We start from the raw sequence: 13,104 nt of genomic DNA, 5'->3' as shown, positions 1-13,104 counted from the left end.
TCACCTGCCGTCGAGCGGCTCCCCGAGGGGCTCGAGCGAGGCGGCCACCACGGCCGGCGGGACGACGTGCCCGTCCGGGAACTCGCGGTAGTCGACCTCGTACCCCTCGGCGCGCAGCCGCGGCACGATGACCCGGCTGCACCGGTCGATCGGAAGCACCGGATCGTCGGTGCCGTGGGAGACGAAGACCGCCGGGCGCCCCGTCCGAGGTCCGGGGACCACGAAACCCGGGGAGTAGGCGAGGATTCGCCGGAACAGCTGCCCGTTGAGCAGGCCCAGCGTCAGCGCGTATGAGGCGCCGTCCGAGAACCCGGACAGCAGCACCCGCTCAGGATCGACCGGGAAGTGCTCGAACACCTCCGTCAGCACGCGGTCGAGGGATTCGACGTCCGGACCGAAGCCGCCCAGGATCACGTCCCACGTGTAGTGGAAGGACTTGGGGACGAGCAGCAGGAACTCGAGCCGCTCGGCCTCCTCCTGCAGATAGGCGAGGGACCGGACCGGGCTGCCGCCCGAGCCGTGCAGGAACACGACGAGGGGGATCGGCGTGTCGGGGCTCTGCTCGGGGACGAGCAGCACGTGGTCCCCGCCGGGCCCCGCGAGCCCGTGGAGGCCGGGCCGCAGCGGATCCCGGGTCGGCAGGCCCGGCTGCGCGCGGAGCCGGCCCAGCTTGTGTGCTCCGGTCGCCGCCGCCATCGCGCACCTCCTCCGTCCGACCCTACGTGGGTCGTCCGCTCCGGCCTAGGTCGCCGAGCACCCTCACCGCTGTCAGGGACGGCCGGTACGATCGCTTCCGCGCGGCCGGGCGCTTCTTCGGGGGAGGAGGCACGGCGTGACCCGGTGGCTCGGCACCGGTCCGATCCGGATCGGCCGCGACGAGTGGGTGCTCATGCGCGACGACGAGCGCATCCCGGCGGCGATCGTGAGGCTGATCGATCGCGGGGGCCCTCACGAGCACTACCGCGTCGTCTCCTTCGACGTGGACCCGGCGAAGCGACGGCTGCTCGGCCGCTACACGTCGCTCGAGGCCGCGGACCGCTCGGTGCTCTACCGGCCGCCCGCCGTCTACCGGAAGGGCGTGTACGGGGGCCCTCCGAACGGCCGCTGAGGCGAGCCGTGATCAGAGGAGGTCGAGGTCCAGGTCCTGCACGTCGGTCATCTCGTCCGGCCACAGCGGGGCGCTGGGATGCAGGACCCGTGTGCGCTCCTCGAGGTCCCGCACGACGTCCTCGTCGAACGGCTCGTCCGGGCTGTTCTCGACCGGCACGGAGTAGATCTCGCTCGCGGGGCCGACCAGGAAGTGCGCGTAGACCCGTCCGCCCCCTTCGGCGACCACGGGGACGCTCACGACATCGGACTGGTTCGCCTCGGCGAGCGCGCGAGCGAATCGCAGAAGCGCCTTGCACACCCTGTCGCTCGTCAGCACGTAGCTGCCTGCGTAATACACCCGCCGCACGGTGGTGACGATGCTCCTGTTCGCCGGCGTCCGTAAGGGGATTGACTGGACCCCTGCGGGGGAGGACCGTGGGAGGCGACGGAATGGGGCGATGGGCAAATTCACGTACGACTCGACGCTCGTGGTCGATTTCGACGACCGGGTGCTCGCGCACCTGCAGATCGTGATCGGGGCCAAGCTGCGACGCAACGAGTCGCTCTATTTCTCCTGGCGGGACGATTCGGCGGTGGGCAACGGCCGCTCGGTCGTGTGGCTGCATCCGTCGATCTCGATCGTGTACAAGTTCCACGGGGGCCGACCCCCGGCGATCAATCGTGCGTGGATCGAGGACCTCATGGCGACGGCGAACTCGTCCGCCGGTCTGCGCATCGTCCCCGAGCCGCCGGAACAGCGCCACCGCGACGACCAGGGAGACGGTGAGAGTGGCTAAGCGCGTCTACGTCCACTACGACAGCCACAGGTACACCATCGCCGGGCGCTCGATCGACGACGTCCAGAAGGAGATCGACGCGGTGCTCGAGGAGGGGAGGTCCGTCTGGCTCGAGGTCAACTACGGGGAGGGCAGGCCCAGCCTCGCCCGGATCATGATCGCCCGCGGCGTTCCGATCGCCCTGCACCAGGACATCGAGTCCGAGGAATAGAGCAGGAGCCGTCCGAGGAATGGCGCAGGAGCCGTTCGGACCGGACGGGTCCGGGGCTGACGCGGGTCAGGCGGCGGCGAGCGGACGCGCGGCGCAGGTGAGCCGCAGGGCCCGCAGGGCGGACTCGAGGGACGGGAACGCCGCCCAGCCCTGGTGCGGCGCCACCCAGTGGACCATCACGTAGTGGGGCGCGCGCTCCACGCGCGCGATCAGCCGGCGGGCGTCGCCGGCGGGGAGCCGGCCGTCGCACACGCGCCACTCCGAGGAGCTGAGGGGCGTGATCTCGAGCAGGTCGGCGTCCATGTGGAGCGTCATGCGGACAGCAAACCAGCGGCACCTCCCGCGCCATAGGGACTTGACAATCCGCGCCCGATGCAGTTCGGCTATCCGCAAAGCGAACAGGCGGACCTTGGTCCCTTGCCTCGGCGCCCCTCAGCGACGGGCGGCCATCCGGAGCCGGACCGCCCGGTAGACCAGACCGGCGGCCAGCACGGCCGCCCCGGCCGCGAGCGAGGCGGGCGGGACCGTGAGGGCGAGAAGCGCGCATCCCGCCGCGCCCACCACCTGGAGGGGGCGCGGGTAGCGGCGGGAGCCTTCCGCCTGGCGGAGAGCCGCGAGATTGGCGACGAGGTAGTAGAGCAGCACGCCGAAGGACGAGAAGCCGATCGCCGTGCGCAGGTCGGCGACCGCGAGCAGGAGGCACGCGGCCAGGGCGACCGCGAGCTGCGCCCGCCGGGGGACCGAGGACCCGGGGTGGACCGCGGCGAGCGCCGGCGGAAGGTCGCGCTTCCGCGCCATCGCGAGCACGGTCCGGCCGATCCCCGCGCTGAGGGCGAGGAGCGCGCCGAGCGACGCGAGGCCGGCGGCGATCCCGATCAGCGGCACCGCCCATGCCCAGCCGGCCTCCTCAGCCGCACGCGCCAGCGGCGCGGGCGATCGCGCCAGCAGCTCCGGGCCCAGCGCGAGGAGCAGCCCGGCGGCCACGGTGCCGTAGATCAGCATCGTCAGCAGGAGCGCCCCGACGATCGCCCGCGGGATCGTCCGGGACGGATCCCGCACCTCCTCGCCGAGGGTGGCGATCCGGGCGTAGCCCGCGAACGCGAAGAACAGGAGAGCGGCCGACTGCAGGATCCCGTAGAGCCCGCCGTCGGGTCCCGGCTCCGCCGAGAGCCGGGCCGGATCCGCCGAGCCGAGGGCGGCCGCCACGGCGATCGCGAGCCCCGCCAGCGCGACGGCGACGAGGACCCGGGCCGCCGCGGCCGTCCGCGTCACGCCGAGCAGGTTCACCGCGGTGACGGCGAGCACCGCGAGGATCGCGGCCGGCCGCGCCCACCCCTCGGGAGCGAGATAGGCGGCGACCGTCAGCCCCATCGCGCCGATGCTCGCGGTCTTGCCGATCACAAAGCCCCAGCCGGCGAGGAACCCCCACCAGGGGCCGAGCTCGAGGCGGCCGAAGGTGTAGACGCCGCCGGAGACCGGATGCGCGGCCGCGAGCTGGGCCGTGGAGGTGGCGTTGCAGAACGCGACGACCGCGGCGAGGGCGAGTCCCGCGAGCAGGCCGGTGCCCGCGGCGGCGGCCGCCGGCGCGAACGCGGTGAAGACCCCGGCGCCGATCATCGAGGCGAGCCCGAGCACGACGGCGTCCACGGTCCCGAGCCGCCGGGCGAGAGGAGCGGAGGTCACGGGGCCGGGCACGGGGTCGGCCGGGATGCTCACAGGAGGGAAGTCTGCCCGAGGCGCGGACGGCCCGTCGACCCGCCCGGCCCCGCGCGCGGGTCCTCGCTTACACTGAACCGACGAAGGGGGGCTCGTTGAGCACAGCCACGGCCGACACGACCGAGTCGCTCCGCGGGCGGTACCGCATCGGCGACGTTCTCGGCCGCGGCGGCATGGCCTCCGTCTACGAGGCGCGGGACGAGCTGCTCGGGCGGGACGTCGCGATCAAGCTCTTCCGGCCGGGCCTGGCGGACGACGAAGAGATCCGCCGCCAGCGGTCCGAGGTGAAGATGCTCGCCTCCCTCAGCCACCACAGCGTCGTCACCCTCCTCGACGCCGGCGTGGACATCACCGAGTCCGGTCTGCCCCGGATCTACCTTGTCATGGAGCTCGTGAAGGGGTCCAACCTCCGAGCCCGCCTCGCCGAGGGGCCGCTCACCCCGCTCGAGGTCGCGCAGCTCGGCTACGACCTCGCCGAGGGCCTGGAGTACATGCACGGCGTCGGCGTCGTGCACCACGACGTGAAGCCGGCGAACATCCTGCTGGAGGAGCCGGGCAGCGGCCGCCTGATCCGGGCCAAGCTCACCGACTTCGGCATCGCGGACCTCGAGGGACGGGTCCCGGACGAGAGCGAGGTCACGACCGGCACGGCCGCGTACCTCAGCCCCGAGCAGGTGCGGCGCGAGCCGGTGACCGGCGCGAGCGACATCTACTCGCTCGGCTTGGTGCTGCTCGAGTGCTTCACGGGACAGGTGGTGTTCCCGGGCGGCCTCGTGGAGTCCGCGCTGCGCCGCCTGACCGAGGACCCCGTCGTGCCCGAGGCGGTGCCGCCCGGGTGGCGGGACCTGCTGGTCGCGATGACCGCGAGGGAGGCCGGCGACCGTCCGGCGATCGAGGACCTGGTGCTGACGCTGCGCCAGCTCGCGATCGCCGAGAGCGGCGTGCCGCAGCGCCCGGTGGCCCCCGGCGTGGTCCCCGCGAACGAGGCGGCGCGCCTCGCCGCCGTGCGCCGGTACGGCCTGCTCGACACGATGCCGGAGCCGTCCTTCGACCGGCTCACGGCCCTCGCCGCCCGCGTGATGAAGGCTCCGGTGTCGATCGTCAGCGTCGTCGACCACGACCGGATCTGGTTCAAGTCGCACCACGGGCTGGAGCTCACCGAGATCGACCGGGACCCGGGCCTGTGCGCGTCGGCCGTGCTCCAGGACGGGCCGTGGATCATCGAGGACGCGCGCCGCGACCCGCGCGCCAAGGAGAACCCGCTGGTGGCGGGCGACTTCGGCCTGCAGTTCTACGCGGGCGTGCCGCTGCGGACGTCCGACGGGCACAGCCTCGGCACGCTGTGCGTGCTCGACTTCGAGCCGCGGCGGATCACCGAGGACGACGTGGCCACGCTGCAGGATCTCGCCGCGATCGCGATGAACGAGCTGGACCTCCGCGCGGCCGGGGCGCAGCACACCATCCCCTCCCTCTGAGCGGGAGGGGACGGCGTCGGCCGGGGTCCCCGAGCGTCAGTCCTCGATCGGCGTGAGCACGAAGACGGGGATCTCCCGATCGGTGCGCGTCGTGTAGACGTCGTAGTCGGGCCAGACCTCGGCGGCCCGGCGCCACCACTCCTCGCGCTCGGCGCCGTGCACCTGCCGGGCCAGGTAGTCCTTCTTGACGGGGCCGTCCTGCAGCTCCACGTGGGGGTGGGCGAGGATGTTCCAGTACCACACCGGGTGCCGGTCCGAGCCGCCCATCGAGGCGACCACCGCGTACTCGCCCTCGTGCTCGACGCGCATGAGCGCGGTCTTGCGCAGCTTGCCCGTCTTCGCGCCGACCGTGGTGAGCACGATCACGGGCCGCCCGCGCAGGGTCCCGCCCTCGGCGCCTCCCGTCCGCTCGTAGAGCTCCGCCTGCTCGCGGGCGTGATCGGCTGTGCTGGGTGCGTACTCTCCGCTCAGTGGCATACCGGCGACAACCGCACCGGTGCCCGCCTCATTCCCGATGCGGCCCCCGGAGTCGTCGCGCCCACCGGTAGGGCGGGTACTCCTCGGGCCAATGCATGCGGATCGTCCGCATCCCCCGCCGGAAGCGGCGCGACAGCGCGGCGCGATCGCGGAAAGGGCGGCTGGAGATGCCCACGACGAGCCGGCGGTTCCACCGGATGCGGCGCCCGACGCCGAGGTGAACGCTGAGGTCGAGGTCGTCGTGCAGCTCTGTCCCGCTGCGGTGCACCGAGGACCGGACCTCGAGCCAGGCGGCGCGCCGCATGCCGAGGTTCGACCCGAAGAGCGGTGCGTGCCCGAGAGCCAGGCGACCGGTCGCGGCGTAGGCGCCGAGGTAGACGTCGGCGAGGATCCGGCGCAGCGGCCGCAGGCGGGGAGGCAGGTCGTAGAAGACGGCGGGGCCCGTCACCGCGTCGACGCCGTTGAGGCTGTGGAGCATCCGCTCGATCCAGTCCGGGGGCAGCCTGCTGTCGGCGTCGCAGCGCAGGAGGACGTCCGCCGTGGCGGCGTCGTAGCCGGTGGACGCGGCCGCCGGGATGCCCGGCACCGGTTCCGGCACCACGCGCGCTCCGGCGGCCGCCGCGACGGCGGCGGATTCGTCGGCGCTGCCGTTGTCGACGACGATCACCTCGTCCGCCGGGCGTGTCTGCCGGCGGAGATCCCGCAGGCATCGCGCGAGGAGCGGGGCGTCGTCCTTCACCGGGATGACGACCGCGACCGTGAGGATTCCTCGGGGAGCCTGGCCCGGCCTTTCCAGGCTCGTCCGCGCTCCCGTCATGAGTCAAGGTCCTATCACGGGCGCCGGGGCGCTTCTTAGCGTCGAGGGGTAACCCCGACAGATTGGACGCACATGTACTTCCATCGACAAGAGCTCCAGTTCAAGGCCAAGCCCTCCCAGCCCGACCCGATCTTCGCCCGGCGCCTGCAGGAGGTGCTCGGCGGGCAGTACGGGGAGATCACCGTCGCCCTGCAGTACGGGTTCCAGGCCTGGAACTCCCACCTCCCGGGCAAGTACCGCGATCTGCTGTTCGGCATCGGGGCGGAGGAGCTCGGTCACGTCGAGATGCTCGCCGTGATGATCGCGCAGCTGCTGGAGAAGACGCCCGTGCAGGGGGCCGAGGACACGGCCGACGCGGATCCCGCCCTGGGAGCGGTCATCGGCGGCATGGACGTGCAGCACGCCATCGTGGCCGGCGCCGGAGCGCGGGCCGTGGACAGCAACGGGAATCCCTGGCAGGGGTCGTACATCACGGCGAGCGGCAACCTGCTCGCCGACTTCACCGCGAACGCGAACGCCGAGATGCAGGGCCGGCTCCAGGTGGCGCGGCTGTACCACATGACCGACGACCACGGCGTCCGCGACCTGCTGTCGTTCCTGCTCGCTCGGGACACCATGCACCAGAACCAGTGGATCCGGGCGGCTATGGAGCTCCGCGAGGAGGGGCACGAGGACCTGCCGGTGCCGAGCAACTTCCCGCTGTCGAAGGAGGAGCGCAGCGTCTCCTACGAGTACATCAACTTCTCGGACGGCGCGGCCGCCGCCGAGGGCTCATGGGCGAGTGGCCCCACACCGGACGGCAAAGGCCAGTTCAGCTACCGCGAAGGACCGGGGACGAGCGCCCCGATGCCGCCGGCCACTCAGCCCGACGGTCGGCTCTACGGGACGACGGCGAAGCCGAACCTCGTCGAGAAGACGATGGGGATCGTCAAGGACGCGGTCGAGAAGAAGTGAGGACGCAGAAGGGGGCCCCGCCGATCGGCGGGACCCCCTTCGTGGCGCTGGGAGTGGGTCAGGACAGGACGCGGATGTTCGAGGCCTGCGGGCCCTTCGCGCCGGCGACGATCTCGAACTCCACGCGCTGGTTCTCGTCGAGCGAGCGGAAGCCGCGCGCGTCGATGGCGGAGTGGTGGGCGAACACGTCGGCCCCTCCGTCATCCGGAGCGATGAAGCCGAAACCCTTCTCTGCGTTGAACCACTTGACGGTGCCAGTCGGCATGTCTTTCTCTTTCTCTTCCTCGGGGCGCCGCGGCGATTCCGCGACGCCGATGTCACGCTGTCGATCCGATCCCCGAGGATGCCGTCACCGGCAGCCGAGAAATGCAAGCTCACAACACAACTACGTAGGCCACGGTAACGCCAGTTCCTGTGCAACGCCATGTCTGTGACCTGCGAGGCTGCTCGACGCCCCCGCGAGAGGGCGGATTCGGGGGCGCGGCGCCCTCCGGGATGGCGACACGCCGAGCGTGCCGCGCTGTGGGGGTCCCCGAGCGGGGCACACTGCCGAGCGTCGGCCTCATCCCGAAAGAAGGTGGCATCACATGACCGCGACACCGCTCACCCTCGACGAGGGCACGGACGTCCGTCTCGTCGCCCCGCAGCCCATGGACGCTCTCCCGTCCCGTCGTCGCCAGCGCGAGCACGAGCGCTCCGCCGAGGCCGAGGACAGGATCCCCGCGCTCGCCGCGCTCGACGCCGCCGCCGAGTTCGTGCTCGTCGTCCGCAACGGCGACGGATTCCGTGTCTTCTCCCAGGGCGGCCTCGTCGCCCAGGACCCCGACGGCAGGGAGGTGCGCGCCGGCACCGAGGGACAGGAGATCGACGACGCCCTCCCGCTCCTCGTCGGGCGTCACGACGGGAGCGAGGCGGCCCCGGCCGCGGTCGCGGGCGAGGCGCCGGTCCCGGCCCTCGAGGCGACCCAGGACGACGCGGACGACCTCTTCGAGTCCCTCCTCGAGCTCGGCGACACCCAGGAGGCCGCTGCGGAGTCGGTCGACACGGACGAGCTGGGCGAGACCAACCGCGTCCCCGGCTTCGTCCGCGGAAGCGCCGGCTCCGCGGAGCCCGAGTCGCCCGACGCCGAGGACGAGTCCCCCGAGGGACACCTCGCGGTGGCGCTCGTCCTCGAGGACGGCCGCCGGATCGTCGCCGACCACACCGTGGTCCTCGGACGCAGCCCGTCGCTCCGGGCCGACGAGCCCGGGGCCGAGCACGTCGCGCTCGACCCGGTGCTCACCGACATCTCGCGGAACCACCTCGAGATCCGCATCGAGGGCGAGGCGGTCGTCGCCCTCGACCTCGCCTCCACCAACGGGACGGTCCTGACCCGCGCCGGGTCGCCGCGCCTGGTCCCGAGCGACGAGGCGATCCGGCTCCTGCCCGGCGACTCGCTCAACCTGGGCGGCTCCGCGGTCGTCGAGGTCGAGGCCGTCTGACACAGCACGGACGAGAAGCGAGCCCCGGCGGAAGCACCGCCGGGGCTCGCTGTCGTCCGCCGCGGATCAGTTGATGGCGAGGATGTCGATCACGAAGATCAGCGTCTTGCCCGCGAGCTCGTGGGCGTTCTCGCCCGACGCCTCGCCGTAGGCGAGGGCCGGCGGGATCACCGCGAGCACCTGTGAGCCGACGGTCTGCCCGGCGATCGCCTGCGAGAAGCCCGGGACGACCTGATCGAGGGAGAACGACGTCGGTCCCGATCCCCAGCTCTGGTCGAAGACCTCGCCGGTGTCCCACTGCACGCCCTGGTACTGGACCGTCACCGTGGCCGTGTCCGGCACGACCTCGCCGTCGCCCTTCTTGAGGACCGCAACCTGGAGCTCCGCGGGCGGGTCCGTGCTCGGCACGGCAACCGTCGGGGCGCCGTCGTCGGCCAGCGTGACCGTCGGCAGCCCCTCGGGTGCGGGCTGCTCCTCGCCCCAGGCGCGGGTCGGCACCACGGACTCGATGTCGATGACGGCCACCAGGGAGGCCCCGGCCGCGACGCCGACCTGCTCGTTGCCCTCGGCGCCCCACGCCTCGGCGGCGGGGATGACGGACGCGATCCGGGAGCCGACGGTGGCGCAGCCGATCGTCTTGGCGAGCCCGGGCAGGAGCTTGGTGGCGTCGGCGGCGAAGGTCACCGGCTGGTCGTCGGCATACCCGTAGGTCTCGATGAGCTCGCCGGTGCCGCCGTTGTAGATGCTGTAGGCCACGGTCGCGCTGGAGCCGGCGGTGACCTCGTCGCCGCCGCCCTCGATCACCGTCGTGCGCTCGGTCGTGCCGGCGTCGATGCCCGCCTCGAACGTCACCGTGGGCGCCGTCCCGAGCTCGCCCGTCACCGCGACGGCCTCGGACGCCGCGCCCGACGTGGCCGAGCACACGTCGACGGCGGCGTCGGCCGTCGGGGTCGACGCGGACGGGGCGGGGGCGTCCGAGCTGCACGCCGTGAGGGCGGCGAGGAGCGCGGCCGAGGAGAGGAGGGGCAGGAGGCGACGGGGCACGGGGACCGACTTCCGGGGGAGCGGATGCAAACCCCGTCACGCTACCCCGTCCGGCCTTCGGGTTGGCCCTGCGGAGCCTCAGCGCCGGCCGAGAGCGACGGTCCCGTCCAGCGCCGACGAGTGCACGATCCGGGTCCGCAGGCCGGCGCCCCGCAGCAGTGCGGCGGTGCCGGCGGCCTGGCTCCTGCTGGTCTCGATCATCACCCGACCGCCGGGCGCGAGCCACGACGCCGCGCCCGATGCGATCCGGCGGTGCAGATCGAGTCCGTCGGCGCCGCCGTCGAGCGCCACGAGCGCCTCGTGCTCGCGGGCCTCCCTCGGCATGGTGCCGACGGCGGCCGTGGGCACGTACGGGGCGTTGGCCGCGAGCACGCCGACCCGGCCGCGGAGGGACGCCGGCAGCGCGTCGTAGAGATCCCCGGTGTGGACCGCGGCGGCGCCGCCGAGGTTCCGGCGGGCGCACCGCGTGGCGGCGGGATCCACGTCGGCCGCATGGACCTCGGCGCCGGGCACCGCCGCGAGGACGGCCGCCGCGACCGCGCCCGTGCCGCAGCAGAGGTCCACCACGACGGCGCCGGCCGAGGCCGCCCGCACCGCCTCCCGCGCGAGCAGCTCGGTGCGCCGGCGCGGCACGAACACCCCCGGCTCGACGGCGATGCGCAGGCCGCGGAAGAGCGCCCAGCCGAGGACGACCTCGAGGGGCTCGCCGGCGGTCCGGCGCTCGAGGAGGACCGCGAGCTCGGCGTCGTCCGCGGCCTCGGCGGTCAGGAGCGCCGCCTCCTCCTCGGCGAAGACGGAGCCCGCGGCGCGGAGCCGGGCGACGACCGCGGGCTCGTGGCGCACGGGCACACCCTAGCCGGGACCGGGGGCGCCGCTGACTAGGCTGAGCGCCAGGATGAGCTTCACGCGACGGACTTTCCTCACCGGGGCCGCGTCCGGCCTCTCGGTGCTGGTCCTGTCGGCGTGCACGCCCCAGGATCCGGGGCCGACCCCCACGCCCACCCCCACGCCGACGCCATCCCCGATGTCGGGAGTGCCGGCGCCCGCGGCCCTCGTCCGCAGCCGGTGGGGGAGCGACCAGTTCGCGCGCGGGGCGTACAGCTACGTCGCCGTCGGCTCGTCGCCCGAGCAGCGGGCCGCCCTGCGCACGCCGGTGGGCGAGCGCGTGTTCTTCGCCGGCGAGGCGACCTCGGACGACGACCCCGGCACGGTCGGCGGGGCCATCGAGTCCGGCGTCCGGGCGGCCGCGGAGGTGCAGGCGGCGACCGCGGGTCCGGAGCGCGTCGCCGTGATCGGCGCCGGTGCCGCCGGGGCGACGGCCGCACGGAGGCTCGCGGAGTACGGGCACACGGTGACCCTGATCGAGGCCCGGGACCGGATCGGCGGCCGCATCTCGACCGTGTCGAGCGACGAGTGGCCCGTGCCGGTCGAGCTGGGAGCGGCGTGGGTCCGCGGGCGCGGTGCGGAGAGCCTCTCGGCCGTGCTCGACCGGCTCGAGGTCGACGCGCGCGACGTCCCTCCCGTGCCGCTGCTCGTGACATCGGACGGCGAGGGCGCCGAGCCGGATCCCGTGGGCGAGCAGGCGGTGCGGACCGCCCTCGAGTGGGCGGCGGGCAGGCCCACCGACGTGTCGCTCGAGGACGCCCTCCGCGAGTCCGGTGCGGGCGAGCTGTCGGGCGACGGGCAGCCGTCGCAGGAGGACCGGCTCGCGGCGTACCTCCGGGAGCGCGTCGCCCTTCCGCTCGGCGCGTCCACCGCCGACCTCTCCTCGTGGTACGCCTCCCTGGATTCCCCGGGCACCGGTGGACGGCTCGTGCTCGGCGGCTTCGATCGGCTCGTCGCCGACCTGGTCGACGGGCTCGACGTGTGGCTCTCGACGCCCGTGACGACCGTGAGCTACAGCGAGGAGGGCGTGAGCCTGCGCCTCGGGACGGGCGAGGCGGTCAGCGTGGACCGTGCCGTCGTCACCGTGCCGCTCGGAGTCCTGCAGAACCAGGGGCTCACGTTCGACCCCGCGCTCCCGTTCGCGCAGCGCACGGCCGTGGCCGAGCTGGGGGTCGGGGTCGCGGACCTCGTCTGGGTCCGTTTCGACGAGGCCTTCTGGGACAGCGACGCCGTCCTCTGGTCCGTCCTCGGGGGAGGCCTGCCGATCGCCGACTGGGTCAACCTCCGCCCCCTCACGGGCGATCCCGTGCTCGTCGGGCTGGTCGGCGCCGAGGCCGCCGAGAGCCTCGCCGAGCTGGAGGACGACGCCCTGCTCACCGCCGTGGTGTCGAGCCTCGCGCCGTTCGCCGCGGCGGGGGAGTGAGGGCGAGCACCGCTCGCGCGAGCCGTCCGGGACCGTGGTCGGTGATCGGCCGCCGCAGGTCCTGCTCGGCGAGCGGCGGCGTGCGGGTCGCCGCGGTCAGGCCGACGCCGATCGCCAGGAACAGCCCGAGCGCCCCCGCCGAGTAGAGGAGGAACGAGAGCGGGTAGCCGGCCTGCGCCGGGTCGAGGAAGAAGTAGGGGTACCAGCCCACGAGCTGGCCGCGCACGATCGTGACGAGGCCCCACGCCACCGGGTAGGCGAGCATCCAGAGCAGGGTGCGCCAGCGCACCCGCTGCCGTCCGGGGAACACGAGCCAGTCGACCAGCGCGTACGTGGGCAGGAAGAAGTGCAGCACCTGGTCGGACCAGGGCACGTCGAGCCGGTAGCCCTGGCTCGGCGCCTGGCTCGCGAGGATCCCGAACACGATCCCGGCGACCAGGAGGAAGCAGGTGACGGCGGCCCGGAGCTCGGTGAAGCGCCGCGACTCCGCCTGACCGCGCAGAGCCAGCATGCCGGCGAACAGGTGGACCCCGACCGCGGCGAGATTGCTCTGCACCGTGAGGTACCCGAAGAAGTCGGTCGAGACGAAGCTGCGGAAGCTCGCGCCGTAGAGGAAGCGGGCGACGAGGGCGACGATCCCGGCTGTGGCGGCGGCGAGACGCACGAGACCGATGACGGTGCGCCAGGCCATGATCCCCCGACGATACCGAAACCGGCGGCGGGCTCCGGGCCACC

17 protein-coding genes are annotated in these 13,104 nt (G+C 73.4%); 7 read left to right on the top strand and 10 right to left on the bottom strand.

What is annotated here, in order from left to right; genetic code table 11:
* Positions 1-696 carry an alpha/beta hydrolase gene (locus J3P30_RS14575; protein WP_210481717.1) on the bottom strand — a complete coding sequence of 232 codons (696 nt, stop codon included), beginning with the start codon at positions 694-696 and terminating at the stop codon, positions 1-3.
* 136 nt (positions 697-832) lie between these two features.
* On the opposite strand from J3P30_RS14575, the gene J3P30_RS14570 reads away from it, so the two are divergent.
* Positions 833-1,108, top strand: a complete 276-nt coding sequence (locus J3P30_RS14570; protein ID WP_210481716.1) for a hypothetical protein — start codon at positions 833-835, stop codon at positions 1,106-1,108.
* Between the two features lie 12 nt (positions 1,109-1,120).
* On the opposite strand, the gene J3P30_RS14565 is transcribed toward J3P30_RS14570, so the two are convergent.
* Positions 1,121-1,447, bottom strand: coding sequence for a hypothetical protein (locus tag J3P30_RS14565; RefSeq protein ID WP_210481715.1), 327 nt, complete (start codon positions 1,445-1,447; stop codon positions 1,121-1,123).
* 100 nt (positions 1,448-1,547) lie between these two features.
* Between J3P30_RS14565 and J3P30_RS14560 the strand changes: the two genes are divergently transcribed.
* Both J3P30_RS14560 and J3P30_RS14555 read left to right on the top strand, forming a co-directional pair.
* Complete coding sequence (locus J3P30_RS14560) at positions 1,548-1,886, top strand: ATP-dependent DNA ligase (protein ID WP_210481714.1); 339 nt, start codon at positions 1,548-1,550, stop codon at positions 1,884-1,886.
* Complete coding sequence (locus tag J3P30_RS14555) at positions 1,879-2,097, top strand: hypothetical protein (protein ID WP_210481713.1); 219 nt, start codon at positions 1,879-1,881, stop codon at positions 2,095-2,097. Before J3P30_RS14560 ends, J3P30_RS14555 begins: the two co-directional genes overlap by 8 nt.
* A gap of 66 nt (positions 2,098-2,163) precedes the next feature.
* Here J3P30_RS14555 and J3P30_RS14550 read toward each other — a convergent pair whose 3' ends face one another.
* Both J3P30_RS14550 and J3P30_RS14545 read right to left on the bottom strand, forming a co-directional pair.
* Positions 2,164-2,412, bottom strand: a complete 249-nt coding sequence (locus J3P30_RS14550; RefSeq protein WP_210481712.1) for a hypothetical protein — start codon at positions 2,410-2,412, stop codon at positions 2,164-2,166.
* A 117-nt stretch (positions 2,413-2,529) separates the two neighbouring features.
* Positions 2,530-3,807 (bottom strand): APC family permease, encoded by a 1,278-nt coding sequence (locus tag J3P30_RS14545; RefSeq protein ID WP_307807555.1) that lies wholly within the window; start codon positions 3,805-3,807, stop codon positions 2,530-2,532.
* Positions 3,808-3,908: 101 nt separating this feature from the next.
* Here J3P30_RS14545 and J3P30_RS14540 point away from each other — a divergent pair, with 101 nt between their 5' ends.
* On the top strand, positions 3,909-5,288 hold the full coding sequence (locus J3P30_RS14540) for a protein kinase (protein WP_246852788.1): 1,380 nt from the start codon (positions 3,909-3,911) through the stop codon (positions 5,286-5,288).
* A 36-nt stretch (positions 5,289-5,324) separates the two neighbouring features.
* Here J3P30_RS14540 and J3P30_RS14535 read toward each other — a convergent pair whose 3' ends face one another.
* Together J3P30_RS14535 and J3P30_RS14530 are read right to left on the bottom strand one after the other, a co-directional pair.
* Positions 5,325-5,765 (bottom strand): nitroreductase family deazaflavin-dependent oxidoreductase, encoded by a 441-nt coding sequence (locus J3P30_RS14535; RefSeq protein ID WP_210481711.1) that lies wholly within the window; start codon positions 5,763-5,765, stop codon positions 5,325-5,327.
* A 28-nt stretch (positions 5,766-5,793) separates the two neighbouring features.
* Positions 5,794-6,582: a glycosyltransferase family 2 protein gene (locus tag J3P30_RS14530; RefSeq protein WP_210481710.1), complete on the bottom strand. Its 789-nt coding sequence runs from the start codon at positions 6,580-6,582 to the stop codon at positions 5,794-5,796.
* Positions 6,583-6,654: 72 nt separating this feature from the next.
* On the opposite strand from J3P30_RS14530, the gene J3P30_RS14525 reads away from it, so the two are divergent.
* Complete coding sequence (locus tag J3P30_RS14525) at positions 6,655-7,536, top strand: manganese catalase family protein (RefSeq protein WP_210481709.1); 882 nt, start codon at positions 6,655-6,657, stop codon at positions 7,534-7,536.
* A gap of 58 nt (positions 7,537-7,594) precedes the next feature.
* Here the strand turns inward: J3P30_RS14525 and J3P30_RS14520 are convergent, their stop codons facing one another.
* On the bottom strand, positions 7,595-7,801 hold the full coding sequence (locus J3P30_RS14520; protein WP_210481708.1) for a cold-shock protein: 207 nt from the start codon (positions 7,799-7,801) through the stop codon (positions 7,595-7,597).
* 322 nt (positions 7,802-8,123) lie between these two features.
* Here J3P30_RS14520 and J3P30_RS14515 point away from each other — a divergent pair, with 322 nt between their 5' ends.
* Positions 8,124-9,017 carry an FHA domain-containing protein gene (locus tag J3P30_RS14515; protein ID WP_210481707.1) on the top strand — a complete coding sequence of 298 codons (894 nt, stop codon included), beginning with the start codon at positions 8,124-8,126 and terminating at the stop codon, positions 9,015-9,017.
* Between the two features lie 66 nt (positions 9,018-9,083).
* On the opposite strand, the gene J3P30_RS14510 is transcribed toward J3P30_RS14515, so the two are convergent.
* Both J3P30_RS14510 and J3P30_RS14505 read right to left on the bottom strand, forming a co-directional pair.
* Positions 9,084-10,061 carry an FKBP-type peptidyl-prolyl cis-trans isomerase gene (locus J3P30_RS14510; protein WP_210481706.1) on the bottom strand — a complete coding sequence of 326 codons (978 nt, stop codon included), beginning with the start codon at positions 10,059-10,061 and terminating at the stop codon, positions 9,084-9,086.
* A 78-nt stretch (positions 10,062-10,139) separates the two neighbouring features.
* A complete protein-coding gene (locus J3P30_RS14505; RefSeq protein ID WP_210481705.1) occupies positions 10,140-10,910 on the bottom strand; it encodes a putative protein N(5)-glutamine methyltransferase in 771 nt (256 codons plus the stop codon).
* A 46-nt stretch (positions 10,911-10,956) separates the two neighbouring features.
* Here J3P30_RS14505 and J3P30_RS14500 point away from each other — a divergent pair, with 46 nt between their 5' ends.
* A complete protein-coding gene (locus J3P30_RS14500) occupies positions 10,957-12,369 on the top strand; it encodes an NAD(P)/FAD-dependent oxidoreductase (RefSeq protein ID WP_210481704.1) in 1,413 nt (470 codons plus the stop codon).
* Here J3P30_RS14500 and J3P30_RS14495 read toward each other — a convergent pair.
* On the bottom strand, positions 12,320-13,060 hold the full coding sequence (locus tag J3P30_RS14495; RefSeq protein WP_210481703.1) for a Pr6Pr family membrane protein: 741 nt from the start codon (positions 13,058-13,060) through the stop codon (positions 12,320-12,322). The genes J3P30_RS14500 and J3P30_RS14495 overlap by 50 nt on opposite strands.
* Positions 13,061-13,104 lie beyond the last annotated feature (44 nt).

This window comes from Naasia sp. SYSU D00948 (genome assembly GCF_017916515.1).
Classification (GTDB): domain Bacteria; phylum Actinomycetota; class Actinomycetes; order Actinomycetales; family Microbacteriaceae; genus Naasia.
The sequence above is the reverse complement of the archived record's forward strand: the minus strand, read 5'-3'. Positions and strand labels throughout refer to the sequence as shown.

What these genes read in the sequence shown, in the direction of transcription:
- J3P30_RS14520 (WP_210481708.1), bottom strand. Translation starts at nt 7,801, where the DNA reads ATGCCGACTGGCACCGTCAAGTGGTTCAACGCAGAGAAGGGTTTCGGC.
- J3P30_RS14550 (WP_210481712.1), bottom strand. Translation starts at nt 2,412, where the DNA reads ATGACGCTCCACATGGACGCCGACCTGCTCGAGATCACGCCCCTCAGC.
- J3P30_RS14525 (WP_210481709.1), top strand. Translation starts at nt 6,655, where the DNA reads ATGTACTTCCATCGACAAGAGCTCCAGTTCAAGGCCAAGCCCTCCCAG.
- J3P30_RS14500 (WP_210481704.1), top strand. Translation starts at nt 10,957, where the DNA reads ATGAGCTTCACGCGACGGACTTTCCTCACCGGGGCCGCGTCCGGCCTC.
- J3P30_RS14535 (WP_210481711.1), bottom strand. Translation starts at nt 5,765, where the DNA reads ATGCCACTGAGCGGAGAGTACGCACCCAGCACAGCCGATCACGCCCGC.
- J3P30_RS14560 (WP_210481714.1), top strand. Translation starts at nt 1,548, where the DNA reads ATGGGCAAATTCACGTACGACTCGACGCTCGTGGTCGATTTCGACGAC.
- J3P30_RS14515 (WP_210481707.1), top strand. Translation starts at nt 8,124, where the DNA reads ATGACCGCGACACCGCTCACCCTCGACGAGGGCACGGACGTCCGTCTC.
- J3P30_RS14495 (WP_210481703.1), bottom strand. Translation starts at nt 13,060, where the DNA reads ATGGCCTGGCGCACCGTCATCGGTCTCGTGCGTCTCGCCGCCGCCACA.
- J3P30_RS14530 (WP_210481710.1), bottom strand. Translation starts at nt 6,582, where the DNA reads ATGACGGGAGCGCGGACGAGCCTGGAAAGGCCGGGCCAGGCTCCCCGA.
- J3P30_RS14575 (WP_210481717.1), bottom strand. Translation starts at nt 696, where the DNA reads ATGGCGGCGGCGACCGGAGCACACAAGCTGGGCCGGCTCCGCGCGCAG.